Annotated in this window: 15 protein-coding genes; 6 read left to right on the top strand and 9 right to left on the bottom strand. The window is 39.3% G+C overall.

The genetic code is table 11. The annotated features are described in order from the left end of the window. Positions 1–28 precede the first annotated feature (28 nt). The 3 genes from AL038_RS01590 to AL038_RS01580 all read right to left on the bottom strand — a co-directional run bounded on the left by AL038_RS01590 (position 29) and on the right by AL038_RS01580 (position 3,149). Positions 29–1,003, bottom strand: coding sequence for an ABC transporter substrate-binding protein (locus AL038_RS01590; RefSeq protein WP_062148031.1), 975 nt, complete (start codon positions 1,001–1,003; stop codon positions 29–31). Between the two features lie 131 nt (positions 1,004–1,134). Further along, positions 1,135–2,100, bottom strand: a complete 966-nt coding sequence (locus AL038_RS01585) for an ABC transporter substrate-binding protein (protein ID WP_083991594.1) — start codon at positions 2,098–2,100, stop codon at positions 1,135–1,137. An 80-nt stretch (positions 2,101–2,180) separates the two neighbouring features. Beyond that, positions 2,181–3,149 carry an ABC transporter substrate-binding protein gene (locus AL038_RS01580; RefSeq protein ID WP_062148026.1) on the bottom strand — a complete coding sequence of 323 codons (969 nt, stop codon included), beginning with the start codon at positions 3,147–3,149 and terminating at the stop codon, positions 2,181–2,183. 275 nt (positions 3,150–3,424) lie between these two features. Between AL038_RS01580 and pdxH the strand changes: the two genes are divergently transcribed. Beyond that, complete coding sequence (gene pdxH, locus AL038_RS01575; RefSeq protein WP_062148024.1) at positions 3,425–4,039, top strand: pyridoxamine 5'-phosphate oxidase; 615 nt, start codon at positions 3,425–3,427, stop codon at positions 4,037–4,039. A 12-nt stretch (positions 4,040–4,051) separates the two neighbouring features. Beyond that, entirely contained in the window at positions 4,052–4,813 is a 762-nt protein-coding gene (gene kdsB, locus AL038_RS01570) for a 3-deoxy-manno-octulosonate cytidylyltransferase (protein ID WP_062148015.1), read from the top strand. A 147-nt stretch (positions 4,814–4,960) separates the two neighbouring features. On the opposite strand, the gene AL038_RS18390 is transcribed toward kdsB, so the two are convergent. The 5 genes from AL038_RS18390 to rpe form a co-directional block, all read right to left on the bottom strand. After that, positions 4,961–5,458, bottom strand: coding sequence for an RpnC/YadD family protein (locus tag AL038_RS18390; RefSeq protein ID WP_062148008.1), 498 nt, complete (start codon positions 5,456–5,458; stop codon positions 4,961–4,963). Next, complete coding sequence (locus tag AL038_RS18385; protein WP_062148005.1) at positions 5,421–5,984, bottom strand: Rpn family recombination-promoting nuclease/putative transposase; 564 nt, start codon at positions 5,982–5,984, stop codon at positions 5,421–5,423. Before AL038_RS18385 ends, AL038_RS18390 begins: the two co-directional genes overlap by 38 nt. Positions 5,985–6,085: 101 nt before the next feature. Beyond that, positions 6,086–10,510: a leucine-rich repeat domain-containing protein gene (locus AL038_RS01560; protein ID WP_062148002.1), complete on the bottom strand. Its 4,425-nt coding sequence runs from the start codon at positions 10,508–10,510 to the stop codon at positions 6,086–6,088. 121 nt (positions 10,511–10,631) lie between these two features. Continuing rightward, on the bottom strand, positions 10,632–11,303 hold the full coding sequence (locus AL038_RS01555) for a phosphoglycolate phosphatase (RefSeq protein ID WP_062148000.1): 672 nt from the start codon (positions 11,301–11,303) through the stop codon (positions 10,632–10,634). Then, entirely contained in the window at positions 11,300–11,974 is a 675-nt protein-coding gene (rpe, locus tag AL038_RS01550) for a ribulose-phosphate 3-epimerase (RefSeq protein ID WP_062147997.1), read from the bottom strand. The genes AL038_RS01555 and rpe overlap by 4 nt, the downstream gene beginning before the upstream one ends. 173 nt (positions 11,975–12,147) lie before the next feature. Here rpe and AL038_RS01545 point away from each other — a divergent pair, with 173 nt between their 5' ends. Beyond that, positions 12,148–15,057: a tetratricopeptide repeat protein gene (locus AL038_RS01545; protein ID WP_083991388.1), complete on the top strand. Its 2,910-nt coding sequence runs from the start codon at positions 12,148–12,150 to the stop codon at positions 15,055–15,057. 230 nt (positions 15,058–15,287) lie between these two features. Beyond that, the gene (locus AL038_RS01540; RefSeq protein ID WP_062147991.1) at positions 15,288–15,977 is read left to right on the top strand and encodes a PocR ligand-binding domain-containing protein; all 690 of its coding nucleotides are present in this window, start codon (positions 15,288–15,290) and stop codon (positions 15,975–15,977) included. An 18-nt stretch (positions 15,978–15,995) separates the two neighbouring features. On the opposite strand, the gene rnhB is transcribed toward AL038_RS01540, so the two are convergent. Continuing rightward, on the bottom strand, positions 15,996–16,586 hold the full coding sequence (gene rnhB, locus AL038_RS01535; protein ID WP_062147988.1) for a ribonuclease HII: 591 nt from the start codon (positions 16,584–16,586) through the stop codon (positions 15,996–15,998). Between the two features lie 362 nt (positions 16,587–16,948). Here rnhB and fabA point away from each other — a divergent pair, with 362 nt between their 5' ends. Both fabA and fabB read left to right on the top strand, forming a co-directional pair. Continuing rightward, on the top strand, positions 16,949–17,464 hold the full coding sequence (gene fabA, locus AL038_RS01530) for a 3-hydroxyacyl-[acyl-carrier-protein] dehydratase FabA (RefSeq protein WP_062147985.1): 516 nt from the start codon (positions 16,949–16,951) through the stop codon (positions 17,462–17,464). Positions 17,465–17,482: 18 nt separating this feature from the next. Continuing rightward, on the top strand, positions 17,483–18,697 hold the full coding sequence (gene fabB / locus AL038_RS01525) for a beta-ketoacyl-ACP synthase I (protein ID WP_062147982.1): 1,215 nt from the start codon (positions 17,483–17,485) through the stop codon (positions 18,695–18,697). The last annotated feature ends 197 nt before the right edge of the window (positions 18,698–18,894 follow it).

The raw sequence follows: 18,894 nt of genomic DNA, 5'->3' as shown, positions 1-18,894 counted from the left end.
ATCCATTCTTAATCACAAAGATAAAGTCCTAATGAATGATTTCTGCGGTTTTTAGTAAAGCGGGGTTAAAAGGAATACGTAATTTGTTTCCCAATTTTAAATTAATATACAGTTTGCCACGTTTATTTTGCACAATGGGAATATCCGAAGGCTTTGCCCCTGCAAGGATTTTTAATGCCGTTTCTGTTGTCCATTCACCTTGTTCTTCAGCAACCTTACCCAGTGCAATGAGACAATAATCAGCATTCCAAGTTAAATCCGAGCCACTGGGTATCTTAGTGTTTTCCACAACGAAATGGCTAAAATCTGCTTTATTTAAATCTAACCCTTTAATACCACTTACATTATCAATAATCATCATGTCAACTTCTGTTTGTAGTTGAATAAACTTTTCTTTTAACTCTTCAATGTTATTCACAAAATAAGCATGTTCATAATGAATATTAAATAACTTCTCTTCATACTCAACATTTTTGCGCGCAACAGGGCTATTTTCTGCTAAATAACCAATTCTATCGCCTGTTGCGTATTGTCTAATATGCTGAATTATCTGCCCTATTAAAGCAATTTCAACCATTCCCGTAACATTACGATACGGTAACTCGTAGATGCTTGCATCCCAATTTACCCCACAGAAAACAAATGGTAAATCAGCATCCTTATAATATGGCATTACTACATATTTCATTGCATTATCATCACAAGCAATAACAACATCTGGTTTAAACGTGGCAATTTTATCACGTACCTGCACAGCCATCTTTTGAATAAACGCCTCGTCTGAATTGCGTTTAGTATCCATGTAAAAGGTGTCCAAAACCACATGCGGTGCTTGCATCGCCAAAGTCTGCCGAATTCCATTAAGAACGCCCTGACTCCACTCATACTCAGGATGATAAGAATCAATATATAAAATCTTCTTATCAGTACTAACATCAGCATAATTGGTAATAGGCATTACTATTAGAGAAATAACAAATATTGCTAGTAATTTTTTTAACATACTCCCTCCACTTTGCATCTTGGTAAAAACAAGTGACTAATTGCAGATTGAGTGTTTAATTATAAGCTTTATTTGTGAATAACCCTTAAAAAATGACGGTTTCTAGTTACTTCTGTTTAGCTGTTTGATTTTTACTTAATTATCTCGGCCATTTTTAACAATGCAGGGCTGAAGGGAATATGCAGTTTATTGCCCAGTTTTAAATTAATATACAATTTGCCACGTTTATTTTGCACAATAGGAATATCTGATGGCTTTGCCCCCGCAAGGATTTTTAATGCGGTTTCTGTCGCCCATTCCCCTTGCTCTTCAGGAATTTTACCCAGTACAATTAAACAATAATCGGCATTCCATACTAAATCCGTACCAGAGGGGATTTTAATATTTTCCACGACAAATGTGCTTAACTCATCCTTGTTTAAACCCTTTAGATTATTGATATTATCAATAATCAGCATATCAACTTCTGTTTGTAGTTGAATAAATTTTTCCTTAAATTCTTCAACTGATTTAACAAAATAAACTTTATTATAATGAATATTGAACAGTTTCTCTGTGTATTTCGTATTCTTACGAGAAGTTGCGTCTTCCGCTAAATAACCAATTTTATCACCTTTAGCGTATTGTTTGAGGTGTTGAACGATTTCGCCCATTAAAGAGATTTCCAACATGCCCGTTGCGTTACGATAAGGTAGTCCGTAAATACTGGCATCCCAATTCACACCACAAAAAACAACGGGTAAATCAACATCTTTATAGTAAGGAACTAGCAAATATTTAACTGCGTTATCGTCACAAGTGATAACAACATCAGGTTTAAAACGGTCAATTTCTGCACGTGCATTGTTAACAGCTGCTAAAATGGAGCTTTCATCAGGATGCTGTTTCGTGTCCATGTGGAAAGTATGCAGCGTAACCGTTGGGGCTTGAGCCGCTAATGTCTGTTGAATCCCCTGTAAAATACCATTACTCCATTCAAAGTCCTTATTGTAAGAATCAACAAATAAAATTTTCTTACCAACTTCTTCTGTCGCCTGACCAATAATAGGTATTATTATCAAGCAAATAACTATTGCCTTCAGTAAAATTTTTAGCATACCTGCTCCATACAATGTCCAATGAAAAAGATAAATATCCATCCATTATCTTGTGTAATTTTAAAAAGTAAGGCTTATAACTAACGGAAAAGTTCAGCCACTTTTAATAACGCGGGATTAAACGCAATTTTTAACTTATTGCCCAATTTCAAATTAATATGCAATTGACCCTGTTTATTTTGCGTAATGGGGATTTCTGATGGTTTTTCCCCCGCAAGGATTTTCAAAGCGGTTTCCGCAGCCCACTCACCTTGTTCCTCAGGAATTTTACCAATGGCTACCAAACTGTAAGGAATATTCCATGTCACATCTGTCCCCAATGGAATTTTTATATTTTGATAAACAAAATCCGCAACTTCAGTCTCATTCCAACCACGGACATTACTCATGTTTGTCATAAGTATCATGTCAACTTCATCTTGTAACTGAAGAAACTTTTCTTTCCATTCACCAATTGTGCTTACTTTGTAAACTTTATCATATTGTATATGAAACATTTTTTTGTATTGGTCTATGTTTTTTTGTGAGGAAATTGTTTCTTCAGCTAAAATCCCCAATTTTTTCCCTTTTGCGTATTGTTCCAAATGGGCAACAATTTGAGGAATTAAGGAAACCTCAACCATTCCTGTTGTATTTTGATAGGGTAAACCATAGATACTGGCATCCCAATTAATACCACAAAAAACAATAGGTAAAGAAGTATTCTTATAATAAGGCATAACCACGTTTTTCATTGCACTGTCATCACAGGCAATAACAACATCTGGCTGGAAATTCGTAATTTCATCGCGTATCTTAGCAACAACTGCTTGAATTAAATCTAATTCACTGTGTCGATTGGAATCCATATAAATCGTTTTTAAAGTTGCCGTAGGCATCTTTTTTGCCAACACATTACGAACGCCGTTGACAACCCCATCACTCCATTCATATCCTTCATAATAGGAATCAATGTACAAGATTTTTTTTGTAGCATTATTTTCCGCATAACTCATAAACGGCATGATTATCAATGCAGTAAAAAATAAATATCGAATGAATTTTGACATATTGGTTTCCTGACAGGCGATGTAGATTCTATGACAGTTTTTAGCGTAATTAAGCAAACACCATACCTGAATAAGGAGCTAGGAGAAAAGTATTTATAATCACGCAGACATTTTCTTATGAGAGAATTACATTTATTCGTTAATGATTTTTCTAAATCCAATCAAATAAGTCGCGCTATTTTTTTGATTTAAAATGTATTTTTTATAAATTGGAAAATAAATCAATGCGCAATATAATCAACATAAAATTTTTACCACAAAGGCAATAAGTATCTATGAGTACCTCAGAGGGTTTACGCAAAAGTGATATGCACCCGAATCCTTATACCCAGTTTGGGTTATGGTTTAAGGATGCAGAACAAGCACATCCGATTAATCCTAATGCAATGACTGTTGTCACAGCGACAACTGATGCAATTCCTTATGCACGGACGATTTTATTAAAAGGCTTTGATGAACAAGGATTTGTTTTTTTCACTAATTATGAAAGTCCTAAAGCATTGCAATTAGAAGCAAATCCGCGTGCTACTCTATTGTTTTATTGGGCAAATTTAGAACGACAAGTTAATATTATGGGTATTGTCGAAAAAGTTTCTGATGATGAATCAGATGTTTATTATCATTCTCGTCCCCTGCTTAGTCGGATTGGTGCATGGGCATCTAAGCAGAGTCAAGAAATCCCTAATCGTGAGTGGTTAGATGAGCGGGTTGCCGCCTTAAACGCACTGTATCAAGAGCAAGACCCACCACGCCCGCCACATTGGGGGGGATATCGTGTAAAGCCATTGCGTATGGAGTTTTGGCAACAACGCCCTAGTCGGTTGCACGATAGATTTAAATACACACAATTAGTTGATGGCACATGGCAAATTGTTCGGCTTTCGCCTTAGGTGAGTAAAAATATGTCTTTTTCTGTCATTATCCCCGCGCGTTATGCCTCCTCACGCTTACCTGCGAAAGCCCTAGCTGATATTGCAGGGAAACCGATGATTTGGTACGTCTATCAAAATGCGTTACAAAGCGGCGCAGCACGGGTTGTGATTGCAACAGATGATGCACGTATAGCGGATGTTGCCCATGCTTTCGGCGCGACTGTGTGTATGACTGCAAATACGCATCAGTCAGGCACAGATCGTGTGGCAGAGGCCGCGCGGTTGTTGGGATTGGTGGGGGAAGACGTATTGGTAAATGTGCAGGGAGACGAGCCGCTATTGCCTGCCAGTTTAATTCGTCAAGTGGCTGAAACGTTAATCAATCAACCTATTGCAAACATGGCAACGGCTTGCGAATCGATAACTGAATGGGCGAGCGTGTTTAATCCAAATATTGTTAAAGTAGTGTTAGATAAACAAAATTTTGCTTTATATTTTAGTCGTGCGCCGATTCCGTTTTGGCGCGATGGATTTCCGCTTAATTCAGCCGTTCCAATTACTGCGCATTATTATCGTCATATTGGAATTTATGCTTATCGTGCCGCTTATTTACAAGATTACACACAGTTGCCTGTATGTGCGTTAGAACAGGTGGAAGCATTGGAACAGTTGCGGGTTTTGTTTAATGGCGGAAAAATTTGTGTAACACAGGCGTTGTGTTCAATCGGTATTGGTGTGGATACTGAGGAAGATTTGCAAAAAGTACGCTTGTTTTTTACGAATAGAAAATAAAGGTCATTTATCGGATGTGGTGAGTCTGTGAATCACATCCGATATTGAAGAGTAGAATTGTTTGATTTATGAAAAAACGCAATTGCCTTTTCGTTACATTCACTTAACCATGCGCCTATCTGTTGATAATATACTTATAACCAGTAATTAATGTACTTCCACTTCCTGCCAAAATTCCGCTAGAGAGGTTGTCTGAAACAATTTTAGTGATAAGTAGGTTAATCTTTCATCACTGAGCTGTAACAGTCTGGCTCTTTGCATATCTGTTAATTGACCATAATGTGCTTCTAATAGAGTTATTAACAGTTCTGCTTTGCCTTCCATTTTACCTTCCATCTTGCCCTCTATTTTACCCTCCATCTTGCCTTCTATTTTACCTTCCATCTTACCTTTTAAGATACCCTCCTCAATTCCCTCTATTTTTCCCAACACAAAAGCCTGTTGTCGTTCTTTATCCATTGCGTGTTCTAACATGGTTTTTGCCTCTAACTTGTCATGATAGATGGTTTCTAATACTTGATAATCTTCTAAATTACGTCGGTTGTGTACAACTAATTGTACAAACCAGTTGAGAAATAATGAAGCCGCTTCTTTGTCTGTTTTCTCCTCAAATAAGTTTAGAACTTGTTCTTTGAGTAGTGCCATATCTGTCGGATAGGTTTCTGCGAGAAATAGGGTTGAAACTAAGTTGCGAATATTCATTTTCAGCAATTTTAAAATAGCGGAATTCTGGAGTATAGGCTTTTAATAAGTGCGGATGTTCCAGAATATCATGCAGATTCTCGGCGGCAGTCCAGCGTTTATCGCCACTGTAAAGGACGATAGGAAAAATGGGCGGGAGTTTTTTCTGTTTAGGGCGAGTTTCTGCGAAATCTAACCAGAAGCTACAGACGTAGTGTAGAACACGGAGAGCCATAAACCAAACGACGGAGGATTGGAATTCTAACAGGACATAAATATAGGCTTCTTGTTGTTTGAATTTAACTTTATAAATTAAGTCACTTTCAGTTTCTTTGTAGTGGTCAGTAATGAAAGATTTTTCAAGGCGTTCACAGGTGTCGAAATCAATGTGTTGTACCCAAGGTTCAGGGACGAAGGATTCTAGGAGTTGGCGAAAGAAGACTTTATTGGAGAAGAGTCTTTTATAACCTTTGTCGTGTAGTGTTGGCATTTTATCTGTACTTTAGGATTGAACAGACTATCTGTTTTATTAAACAATTAGCTTTCTCTTATAGACTTTAAATAGAGTCTATAAGAGCTGAATTGTTTGATTTATTGAAAAAAATCGCTTAGTTCTCCGCCATGTTCACCTAGCCACTCGCCTACATTTTTTGCGATAGGGACTAAATCAGTACGAACCGCACCAATTAATTTTCCGCTTTTCTTCACCAGTTTAAACACACGGTCTAATGCACTACCGACTTCTTCTTTATCAGGTTCTGGTTTTTTTACTTCATTTTCAGCCGTTGTTAAAAGTTTCTCAACTTTGGCTTTGTCTTCACCTAACTCTATCTTTAAAAGAATTTCGCGCAAAGATTTTAAATCTGCTTGCATGCCTTGATTTAGCGTGTTGTGGGTTTCTGTGTGATAAATTGTTGCATTATCGCCCACCACGTTGCCATTGCCCGACACATTAATCGAGCGGTTATCGTTATTCTTTACAATATCTCTGTCTGCTTGGTTAAAACTCACATCTCCCGCCACACTACCAATAGAAATATTGCTAAAACTTGTTTTTCCAGTTTCTTCTTTCATGTTTAATATCCCCTCAAGCACACTACCAATAGAAATATTGCTAAAACTTGTTTTTCCAGTTTCTTCTTTCATGTTTAATATCCCCTCAAGTAAATCCCGAGCGTCAAGCATTTGTCGACAACTACGTTTTTGACATTGAATCTTGGCATGGTCAACCGCAAAGTCTTTGAGCGTTTTAAAGTTAAAATAATAAGGTTCTGCACAGCTACAAGGTAATTCTACTTCATAAATTAGATGTTTATGATAACTTTCATGAATCTTATCCAATTCAAGCATTACTTCGGTTAGTAAATCCCGTCGATTTCTGCCCGCAACGCGGATACTAATTTCACGGTTTCCATATTTTTCAATTATTTCCGCCTGTGTTTCTTGTTTTTTTAATACAACGCCGCTACGCCAGACTAAAGTTTGTTTTTCAGCAATAACTTTATGTAAAATAACAATTAATTGGCTTAGCATCCCTTTAGGCATGAATGTATAATTTTTGTAATACACTGTTACTGTGTTTTGTGTATCAAACTGATAATCGGGTTGTGTTTCGCCGAGTAATTGCGGGGCAATGTAGGTTTTTTGGCAATAAGTCAGTGGATAACATAATTTAAAATTGAGCATTAATTGCAATAAATCATCGTGCATCCCCTCATATTGCGATTCGTGCCAAATCTGGTCTAAATCATCTTTAGTAAATTTGCCATAGTTATTTTGTACGGTTTTGTTATCAAGAACGTGATAAACCGCTTGGGTTGCCCATGCAGGATTGAGAAATAGCGTTTTCCTTAGAAGGGGATCTTGTTGAAAATGTAAAATTACCCCTAACTCGTGCAGGGTTTCGCTCAGTTGCAATTTATCGCCACTATTTTTAAAGCCGTACCGTTCGCAAATAGCCAAATACTCTTGTAAGAAAATATAGTTTCCAGTTTTACTGAGTTTTTCTAATTCTGCACGGACATCTAGCCATGTTTTAGGCAATGGCATACCAATATGACGTAGTTGTTTTAAATGATGTTCTAAACCTTCTAAGAAACGGGAAAAGTCTTTGCTGTTAGTTTTTAAATTGGTGGCGTAGCTGTCTTTAAAATTCGCAAATTGTGCTTTTAAGGCGGGTTCGTTAATTTCTCGCTGGCGGTCGTCTTTTTCATTTTTAATCAATAAAATAGGACTGCTATCGCTAAGTGTCTCAACCACATTGAGCCAATAATAAAAATCAGTGTCTTCTCTGCGATTATCCGCGACTAATAGGTATAAAGCGCGTTTAGTGAGGAAAAATTGATGCGTGGCGTGGTAAATTTCTTGCCCACCAAAATCCCAAATGTTGACACGATATTGATGTTCTTGATTATAAGCAAAGTACCATGTCATCACATCGATGCCTTCTGTACTACCAACATGACTATCAGGAACTTGATAGGTTTTATCTTTAATTTTGTTGGCTAACGTTGTTTTTCCCGCCCCGCCTTCACCAACTATCAATAATTTAGCTTCGTATAAGTAATCTTGTTCGCCTTGGGCTAATTGACGTAAGTAATTACGAACACGAAAAAGGTTGGCATCTCCTTCCCGCCCTAACTCTAATTGTTCAATCGGCGGATAAGTGAGAACAGTACCTTCTAATTGCAAGGCTTCTAATTTTTGTAGAAAAAATAGATTATCAGGTAACTCGTGTAATGATTGATTGTGGCTTAAATCTAAAGTAGAGAGATTCGCCAGCGTTTCTAGCCCTGACAGACTCGTTAATTGGTTATAACTCAAATTTAAAGCAGAGAGATTCACCAGCGTTCCTAGCCCTGACAGACTCGTTAATTGGTTATAACTCAAATCCAAAGAAGAGAGATTCCCCAGCGTTTCTAGTCCTGACAGACTCGTTAATTGGTTAGAACGCAAATCTAAAGCAGAGAGATTCGCCAGTGTTTCTAGCCCTAACAGACTCGTTAATTGGTTAGAACGCAAATCTAAAGCAGAGAGATTCGCCAGTGTTTCTAGCCCTAACAGACTCGTTAATTGGTTAGAACGCAAATCTAAAGCAGAGAGATTCGCCAGTGTTTCTAGCCCTGACAGACTCGTTAATTGATTATCTCTTAAATATAAAGAAGAGAGATTCGCCAGCATTTCTAGCCCTGACAGACTCGTTAATGGGTTTTCACTTAAATCTAAAGTAGAGAGATACGCCAGCGTTTCCAGCCCTGACAGACTCGTTAAGTCGTTATTACTCAAATTTAAAAAGGAGAGATTCGCCAACGTTTCTAGCCCTGACAGACTCGCTAATTGGTTTTCACTTAAATCTAAAGAAGAGAGATACGCCAGCGTTTTTAGCCCTGACAGACTCGTTAAGTCGTTATTACTCAAATTTAAAAAGGAGAGATTCGCCAGCGTTTCTAGCCCTGACAGACTCGTTAATTGGTTTCTACTTAAATTTAAAAAGGAGAGATTCGCCAGCGTTTCTAGCCCTGACAGACTCGTTAATTGGTTTCTACTTAAATTTAAAGAAGAGAGATTCCCCAACGTTTCTAGCCCTGACAAACTCGTTAATTGGTTTCCACTCAAATATAAAGTAGAGAGGTTCCCCAGCGTTTCCAGCCCTGACAGACTCGTTAAGTCGTTATTACTCAAATTTAAAAAGGAGAGATTCGCCAGCGTTTCTAGCCCTGACAGACTCGTTAATTGGTTATAACTTAAATCTAAAGAAGAGAGATTCGCCAGCGTTTCTAGCCCTGACAGACTTATTAAGTCGTTTCTACTCAAATCTAAAGAAGAGAGATTCGCCAGCGTTTCTAGCCCTGACAGACTCGTTAAGTCGTTTCTACTCAAATCTAAAGAAGAGAGATACCCCAGCATTTCTAGCCCTGACAGACTCGTTAATTCGTTAAAACTCAAATCTAAAGCAGAGAGATTCGTCAGCGTTTCTAGCCCTGACAGACTCGTTAATTTGTTATGACTCAAATGTAAAGAAGAGAGATTCGCCAGCGTTTCTAGCCCTGACAGACTCGTTAATTGGTTAAAACTTAAATCTAAAGTAGAGAGATTCGCCAGCGTTTCTAGCCCTGACAGACTCGTTAATGGGTTTCCACTCAAATCTAAAGAAGAGAGATACACCAGCGTTTCTAGCCCTGACAGACTCGTTAATTGGTTAAAACTTAAATCTAAAGTAGAGAGATTCGCCAGCGTTTCTAGCCCTGACAGACTCGTTAATCGGTTAGAACGCAAATCTAAAGCAGAGAGATTCGCCAGCGTTTCTAGCCCTGACAGACTCGTTAATTGGTTTCCACGCAAATCTAAAGCAGAGAGATTCGCCAGCGTTTCTAGCCCTGACAGACTCGTTAATTGGTTTCCACGCAAATCTAAAGCAGAGAGATTCCTCAGCGTTTCTAGCCCTAACAGACTCGTTAATCGGTTATCACGCAAATCTAAAGTAGAGAGATTCCTCAGCGTTTCTAGCCCTGACAGATTTTGTAGTTTGTTATTACTTAAATTCAATTCTGTCAGATTAACCAATTTAAAAACCCAGTCAGGAATTTGGGTTAAACGATGGTTACGAATTTCTAACGCAATTAAATTCGGACATGCAAAAATCCCAGTGGGCGGGTCATAAGAAAATAAGGTGAGTTTTAAACCAAGAATATTTTTGGCGGGAATATTTAAACGCTGAAAATCAGCATAATGCACAACTAAACCAGCAATATCTGCAACTCGACTTAAGGGATTACCGCGTAAATCTAAGCGTTTTAACTGGGTTAGTTGTTTAATCTCGTCGGGAACGATTTGAATAGCGTTATCACATAAATCTAAATGTTCTAAGTGTGTTAGGGTAAAAACTTCAGGCGGAATATGAAGCAGACGAAAGTTGTTAAACTTGTCTCCCTCTTTTAAGCTCAACGTTTTTTCTTGCTGAGCGCGACAGGCCTCTATTTTTTTTAAAAGGAAAGTAGGCGTTTTTGGGATAGGCATGATTTTTTAGAAGCCGTTAAATTTTAACGAAATATTCTAATACACCTAAATATCAATGTCATCAAACTACTAACATAACTATGTAGGCACAAATCAATTTGCACCTACAAAAATACTGTATTTAATTAAATGATAATGTTGTTAATTCTACCAAGGAATCCAACACACTATCAGGATTGGCTGTGCGGATGTCTTGCCCGTGATTGTAACCGTAACTAACACAAATCACGCTAAAACCCGCAGCACGCGCGGCTAAAACATCATTGATTGAATCACCAATAAATAAGCTATCAGCAGGCAACACGCCAAAAAACTGCGCGGCATGTAATAAGGGGAGTGGGTCGGGTTTTTTTGCGGGCAAGGTATCACCACTGACAACTAATGGAAAAAAACGTTTAATATCTAGCTTTTCCAACAGGGGCAAGGTAAATTGCTCGGGTTTATTCGTGATACAGCCTAAATGAAAACCTTGTTGCTGTAACCATAGTAAACCTTCCATAACACCATCATATAATTTGCTATGTTCACCATTATTTTGTGCATAAGCTGTTACGAATAAAGGAAACGCTTTGGCAAATAAATCGGCATCGGGTTCAGCATGAAAATCATTTGTCAATGCGCGTTTTACCAAGCGTTCTGCACCATTTCCCACCCAATGACGAACTTTTTCCTCACCACACAGCGGTAATTCCAATTCCGCCATCATTGCATCAACCGCGTTGGCTAAATCCGCCATGCTGTCGACCAACGTACCATCTAAATCACATAAAACTAATGCGGGTCTTTGCATCATCTTTTCACCTGTGCTAATTCTGCACGGAATTTTGCGAGGGTTGCTGGATAGTCAGGGGTGTTAAAAATCGCCGAACCTGCAACAAAGGTATCTGCGCCTGCTTCGGCAATCTGGCGAATATTATCCGCCTTCACGCCGCCATCAACTTCTAGTCGTATAGATAAGCCACTGTTATCAATCAACTGTCTGGCTTCACGTAATTTATTTAAGGTGTTGGGAATAAAAGATTGTCCACCAAAGCCGGGATTAACTGACATTAATAAAATCATATCAACTTTATCCAGTACATGGCGTAAATAATCTAATGGAGTCGCGGGGTTAAAAACTAAACCTGATTTACAACCACAATCACGAATCAGTTGTAAAGAACGGTCTATGTGTTCGCTGGCTTCGGGGTGAAAGGTGATGTATGTCGCGCCCGCTTTGGCAAAATCGGGAATAATGCGGTCAACTGGTTTGACCATTAAATGCACATCAATTGGTGCAGTAATTCCATGTTTCCGTAAGGCTTCACACACTAAAGGGCCTATCGTTAAATTGGGAACATAGTGATTATCCATGACATCAAAGTGCACAATGTCTGCACCAGCACTTAACACATTTCGTACTTCCTCACCCAAACGCGCGAAATCTGCTGATAGAATTGAAGGAGCAATATAATAATCTTGCATATTTTTTTCATCCTCGATTGTAGAAGGCATTTATTAAACGTGGTCTTTCTTTGTTAGTGAACACTCTTTGCAGGGTAATAATAAGGTCATGCTAAACGACAAAAGATAAATCCAAAAATATCTGATGCAGATTGTCTTTAGTCTGGCATAGCTATTCACTTAAATAGGTTAATATGATGCTAAAAAAAATCTTACCTTATTGTTTTTATTCTCTTCTCTGTGTAGCAGTTTCCATTCATGCGACAACACCGCGAGAAGCACATCAACAAGTTTATACCGAGGGGCGCACCGCAGAACTCGCGGGAGACACAGAAACCGCGTTGTCACGGTATCGGCAAGCCTTAGAAATGAGCCGTCAAGACTGGGCGGAGGATAGTGCGGCTATTTTGCAAAGTATGGGCGATGTGTATAAAAGCAAAGCACGCTTCGCTGAGGCACAACAAGCCTATCAAGAATCATTGGATATTCGGGAAAAACGCTTGGGCGCGGAACATGGCGCGGTTGCGGTTAGTTTAAACAACTTAGCGGGCGTTTATTATGAATTAGGCGATTATGCTCAGGCGGAGACTTTGTATAAACGTGCATTAGCCATTGATGAAAAAGACGCAGGTGCAAACAGTCAAAAAGTGGCTATACGCTTGAATAATCTTGCTGAATTATATAGAAATTTAGGAAATTTTACTGAGGCTGAACCCCTCTTGCAACGGGCGTTAAGCATTGATAAAGCGGTTTCAGGTGCGCAACATCCGCGCGTAGCGATTCGCCTGAATAATCTTGCTGAATTATACCGACAAAAAGGGGATTACGCCCAAGCAGAAACGTTATTACAGCAAGCCTTGCAAATTGATGAAAAAGCTGTGAAAGCTAAAGAATTAGACCCCATGAATTTGGGCATTCGTTACAATAATTTAGGACAGCTATATCGCACTATTGGCGATTATCAACGGGCAAAGCCTTTGTATGAAAAAGCCCTAGCCATTTGGGAAAAAACCCCCGGTAAAGAACATCCCATTGTGGCTGCAGGGCTAAATAATTTAGGCTGGTTAGCCTATAACTTAAAAGATTACGTTCAGGCAGAAAAACTGTTACAACGCTCGTTAGCCATCACTGAAAAAGTGTATAAAGCTGACCACCCTGATATTGCACGTAATTTTAACAATTTAGGTCTGTTATACGCGACGGAGGGCGATTATGCCAAAGCGCAATTATTTTACGCCAAAGCCTTAATTATTTGGGAAAAAATCTATGGTAAAGACCATGCAACCGTTGCGACAACACTCACCAACCAAGCCAAGGCAAATATTGCACAAAATGATTTCTTTACTGCGGAAAATCAATTACAACGCGCATTAGGCATTGCATTAAGCAGCGAACAACCCTTGTTGTTGTGGAAAGTTTTAGACATCTTAAGCCGTCTATATGCCGCACAAAAACAATATGATACAGCGATTTTTATTGGTAAACAGGCGGTTAATACCTTGCAAGAATTGCGTGTCAATGTCGCCAAAATGGATAAAGAATTGCAACGTAGCTTTCTGCTGGACAAAGAAGATGTTTATCGTCATTTAGCGGGGCTATTAACTGACCAAGGACGATTATCAGAAGCACAACAAGTTTTAATGATGTTGAAAGAAGAAGAATATTTTGATTTTATCCGCCGTGACAGTGGCACAACCGATGTTCGCACATTACAAGCAAATTACAACACAACAGAACAACCTTGGATTACGAAAGGCACGGAATTAAATCGCCAAATTAGCAGTATTGCAGAGGCAATTCGTACCTTACGCCAAAAAATCATCCTTACGCCAGAAGAGCAACAACAGCTACAAGACTTGCAACGCGAATCAGATGCAACATTTAAACAACTAAACCAGTATTTAAATGATATTAAACAAAGTTTTGCGGAACAAGAACAACGTCGCCAACAAGCAGGACAAAGCGCGGAAGCCAGCAATATTTGCACGACACAATCCGACTTTCCCCAAAATCAAAAAGACTTAACAACGTTAGTCGCGCTCCAAAAAACCTTACGTGAACTCAGTAATGATGCGGTATTAATTCACTATTTAATAACCAGTGATAAACTCCGCATGATTTTAACTACTGCCGACCAACAATTTTGTCGGGATACTGTCATTAATGCAACTGAACTAAACGATAAGATTTTAAGTTTTCGTAATGCGTTACAAGATATACGTCGTCCACCCTTAGCCCTAGCAAGCGCGTTATATAAAATCCTCATTGCCCCTATTGCAGAAGATTTACAAAGGGTTGGAGCAAAAACCCTCATGCTTTCTTTAGATGGACGCTTACGGTATATCCCTTTTGCTGCGCTATATGATGGACAACATTATCTCGCTGAAAATTATGCCGTTGCACTACTCATTGAAGTTGGACGCGATAAAATTAACATTCAACCACATGATAATTGGACACTAGCAGGTTTAGGACTGACTAAAGGCATACGCAACTTTAACCCGTTACCTGCTGTCCGCAAAGAGTTAGAAACCATTGTTAAACAAGTGGGTAAAAAAGAGGGCATTATTCCGGGAATTATCCGTTTAAACGAAGCGTTTAATGCTAAAACCCTACATGAAGTATTACAACAAACGACTTATTCAGTCCTACACATTGCCAGCCATTTTGTTTTTAAAACAGGCACAGACCAAGATTCTTTTTTACTTATCGGTGATGGAAGTGAATTAACATTAGCCGCTATTCGTGATGGCTATCACTTTGATAATATAGATTTACTGACACTTTCAGCCTGTGAAACAGCAGTGGGTGATTTTAGCAACGGGCGTGAAGTAGAAGGGTTTGCCGCACTTGCGCAACGACAAGGTGCAAAAAGTGTTATCGCAACATTATGGCCTGTGGACGATGAAAGTACAGGTGCATTTATGCAACATTTATATAAAACACACGCAGAACAAAAAGGAATAACCAAAGGGGCTGCTTTGCAAGCAACACAACAAGCCTTTATTAATGCCCGTAAAGCAGGGCAAACAGAGGGTTATCCTGCCTATTATGAACATCCTTACTATTGGGCACCTTTTATAATGATGGGAAATTGGCTTTAAAATATCCGCTTAATTTTTTTAGCCAAACCACTGGTAAAAACAGGCGGTATTATCCGTTTAAGACTTGTCTGACTTCATAGCACAACCTTATTTTTTTCAATTAAACTTAATTTATATCATGTATTGTTTGTTAGCTGTAACCTGTTAAAAACCACTCAGGGCTTGCTCAAACAATACCTAAGCCTGTCCTTGCTTTTGCAAGGGAAATAACACCACCGAGGAAAAAATCAATGAATAACATTCATGCCGTTAAATTATCCGCGCTAACCAGTAGCCCGTTTTTAAGAGTGTTCAGTACGGATAAATTGCAGATATTACAAGACCAATTTACGAGCAAAACAGGGGTTGCTTCTCTTATTATCTATCCTGATGGCTTACCAATTACCAAACCCAGTAATTTCTCTAAACTCTGCCAACTAATCCGTAGCACCGAAAAAGGCAATGCAAATTGCATGAAATCTGATGCGATGATTGGTAAATCGGATAATAAATCCCCCATTATTCAACCCTGTTTAAGCGGTGGGTTGTGGGATTCTGGTGCAAGTATTTACATGAATAACAACCATGTTGCGAGTTGGTTAATTGGACAAGTATTTAACGAAGCACAAGTACAAAAACTCGATAAAATGATGTTGTATGCACACACAATTGGTGCAAACACTGAGGAATTTAGCTATGCCATTTCTTTTGCGACCGTCATGAGTCAGAACAAATTCACCTGCTTAAGCAATATATTGTTTGTCTTCTCCAAACAACTGTCTGCCTTTATGTCAGGCGATGGAGAACGCAGTTTACGCGAAAATCATCAAGCTCTGACGGCTTTGATAGAACAACAACCCAGTTTGTCTGGCTTATATGACGTTTGGGAACAGATGGTTATGTTTTACGAACAGGGCAATGTAAATCGCCAAATCGCTTAAGTACAACTTATTTGATACTTATGCTTTTTCTAAACAAGCCTTGACGGGCGCAAAAGACCGACGATGAATAGGAGTTACACCATAGTGTTGTAAAGCACTGATATGTGCTTTTGTTGGATAACCTTTATGTTGGGCAAAACCATAATCAGGATAAATTTTATCCCACTCCACCATTTCATTATCGCGCACAACTTTTGCCAAAATAGAAGCGGCACTAATGGCGGGAATGGTTTTATCCCCCTGTACAATTGCTTGCGTTGGATAAGCCAATCGTGGACATTTATTACCGTCCACCAACACTAGTTCGGGAACAATAGATAATTGTTCAACCGCCCGCTGCATCGCTAATAAACTGGCTTGTAAAATATTAATGCTGTCAATTTCAGATACTTCTGCGCGCCCCAATGCCCATGCAAGTGCTTGTTCCCGAATAAGCTCGGCTAACTGCTCTCGTCGTTTTTCACTTAATGTTTTAGAATCGGCTAACCCAAGGATGGGTTTATCAGGATTCAAAATCACCACCGCCGCAACCACCGCTCCCGCTAAAGGCCCGCGCCCCACCTCATCAACCCCTGCAATCAACTGTTTCACTACTTGTTTATCCTGCATGTCTTTCCCATTAAGTTATCAATAATTAAAAATTAAAGTCTGTCGAAATTAAAATATTCAGGATTACCAAAATTGACGGAATTAAACCGTATTATTTTCCTATAGAATTAAAAATTATAATAAAAACAAAAATACTGATTCAGACAAAAATAATATGTGGCACTATCGCTGATAAACGCTTAAAAAGAAAATCTACTCATGAAAGTAGAAAAAACGCGATTTTAGCCTGAGTTTCCCCTAAAATACACAACCTTTTAGCAATAATCTCTGCTATCTAAGCGAATTAATGCTAAATTAGCACGTTTTAATTACCCGATATTCCAGTGGAATCATCGAAAATTTGGTGACTGATAGGAAATCTCATGGAACAAAAAAACAGCTATATTTATGAAGAACTATTGCAATGTGCGCGAGGGGAAATGTTTGGACCGGGTAACGCACAACTCCCATTGCCTCCCATGCTGATGTTTGATCGAATAGTCACCATTACTGAAGACGGCGGTTTATTTGGTAAAGGACACATCATTGCTGAACTGGATATACGCCCCAATTTATGGTTTTTTGACTGTCATTTTATCGGTGACCCCGTTATGCCGGGTTGTTTAGGACTCGATGCCATGTGGCAATTAATCGGCTTTTATCTGGGTTGGCTCGGAGGGCCCGGTCGCGGTCGCGCATTAGGTGCCGGCGAGGTCAAGTTTACAGGACAAGTCACCCCAAAAAATAAACTTATCACCTACCGAATTGATATTAAACGCACCATCATGCGTAAACTCGTTATGGGAATTGGTGATGCTGTTATGTTGGTTGATGGTAGAGAAATTTACAACGCAAAAGACTTGCGCGTCGGTTTGTTTACTTCTACCGATAATTTCTAAAATAAAAGGAGAATCATAGTGAGACGTGTTGTGGTGACAGGGCTGGGAATTGTTTGCAGTATTGGCAACAATAAACAGGAAGTACTCACCTCCCTGCGTGAAGGACGTTCTGGCATTAGTTTTTCCCAAGAATATGCCGATCTTGGCTTTCGTTCCCAAGTTCATGGCGCGATCAATTTAGACTTAGATGCACAAATTGATAGAAAAATAAAAAGATTTATGGGAGATGCCGCTGCCTTTAATTATATAGCGATGCGTGAAGCTATTGAAGATGCAGGGTTAGCAGAAACAGACGTATCCAATGAACGCACGGGAATTATTACAGGCTCCGGTGGAGCATCACCTGCTAATCAAGTATTAGCAACGGATTTACTCCGTAGTAAAGGATTACGCAAAGTAGGCCCTTACATGGTCACGCGGACGATGGCAAATACAACATCCGCCTGCTTAGCAACCCCTTTTAAAATTAAAGGAGTCAACTATTCCATCAGCTCTGCCTGTGCAACTAGCGCGCATTGCATCGGTAACGGTTGCGAACTTATTCAACTTGGAAAGCAAGATATTGTATTCGCAGGGGGCGGGGAAGAAGTTCACTGGAGTCTAACGCTATTGTTTGATGCAATGGGCGCGTTATCCTCCAAATATAACGACACCCCACAAACGGCTTCACGCCCGTATGATGCAAACCGCGATGGTTTTGTTGCCTCTGGTGGTGGTGGTATTGTCGTTTTAGAAGAACTGAATCATGCACTTGCACGCGGTGCTAAAATTTATGGTGAAGTTGTCGGTTATGGTGCAACCTCTGATGGTTACGACATGGTACAACCCTCTGGTGAGGGTGCTGTCCGTTGTATTCGTCAAGCCCTTGCAACCACACAAGGCAACATTGACTACATCAACGCACATGGTACCAGTACACCCGTTGGCGATATTCGAGAACTAGAAGCGATTAAAACCGTTTTTGGTAACGAAGCTCCACCCGTTAGCTCAACAAAATCCCTAACAGGACACGCGCTGGGGGCAGCAGGGGTTAACGAAGCGATTTACAGTTTACTGATGATGGAACACAACTTTATCAGTGCCTCAGCCAATATTACCGAATTAGACGCAGGGGCAGCAGGTGTGCCAATTGTTCGCAACTATCAAGAAGCGACACTTAACACCGTTATGTCCAATAGCTTTGGCTTTGGCGGCACCAATGCAACGCTTGTTTTCCAACGCTTTGCTGGATAATAAAGGCAGTTTTAGTAAAAAGGTAGGGTGCATAAACGACAGCGTCATGCACCTGAACGACTTCAATCCGTGGATAATGGTAAAAACCTTATCCACTTCACTACATAAAATAATCACAATAAATAACATTTGCTTAACAAATAGTAAAACTCAAGCACGCATAAAGTCCATTTAAAACCTTACATAAAAATAGAGAT

The organism is Beggiatoa leptomitoformis (genome assembly GCF_001305575.3).
Classification (GTDB): Bacteria; Pseudomonadota; Gammaproteobacteria; order Beggiatoales; family Beggiatoaceae; genus Beggiatoa; species Beggiatoa leptomitoformis.
This window is presented reverse-complemented; position numbering and strand designations above follow the sequence as displayed.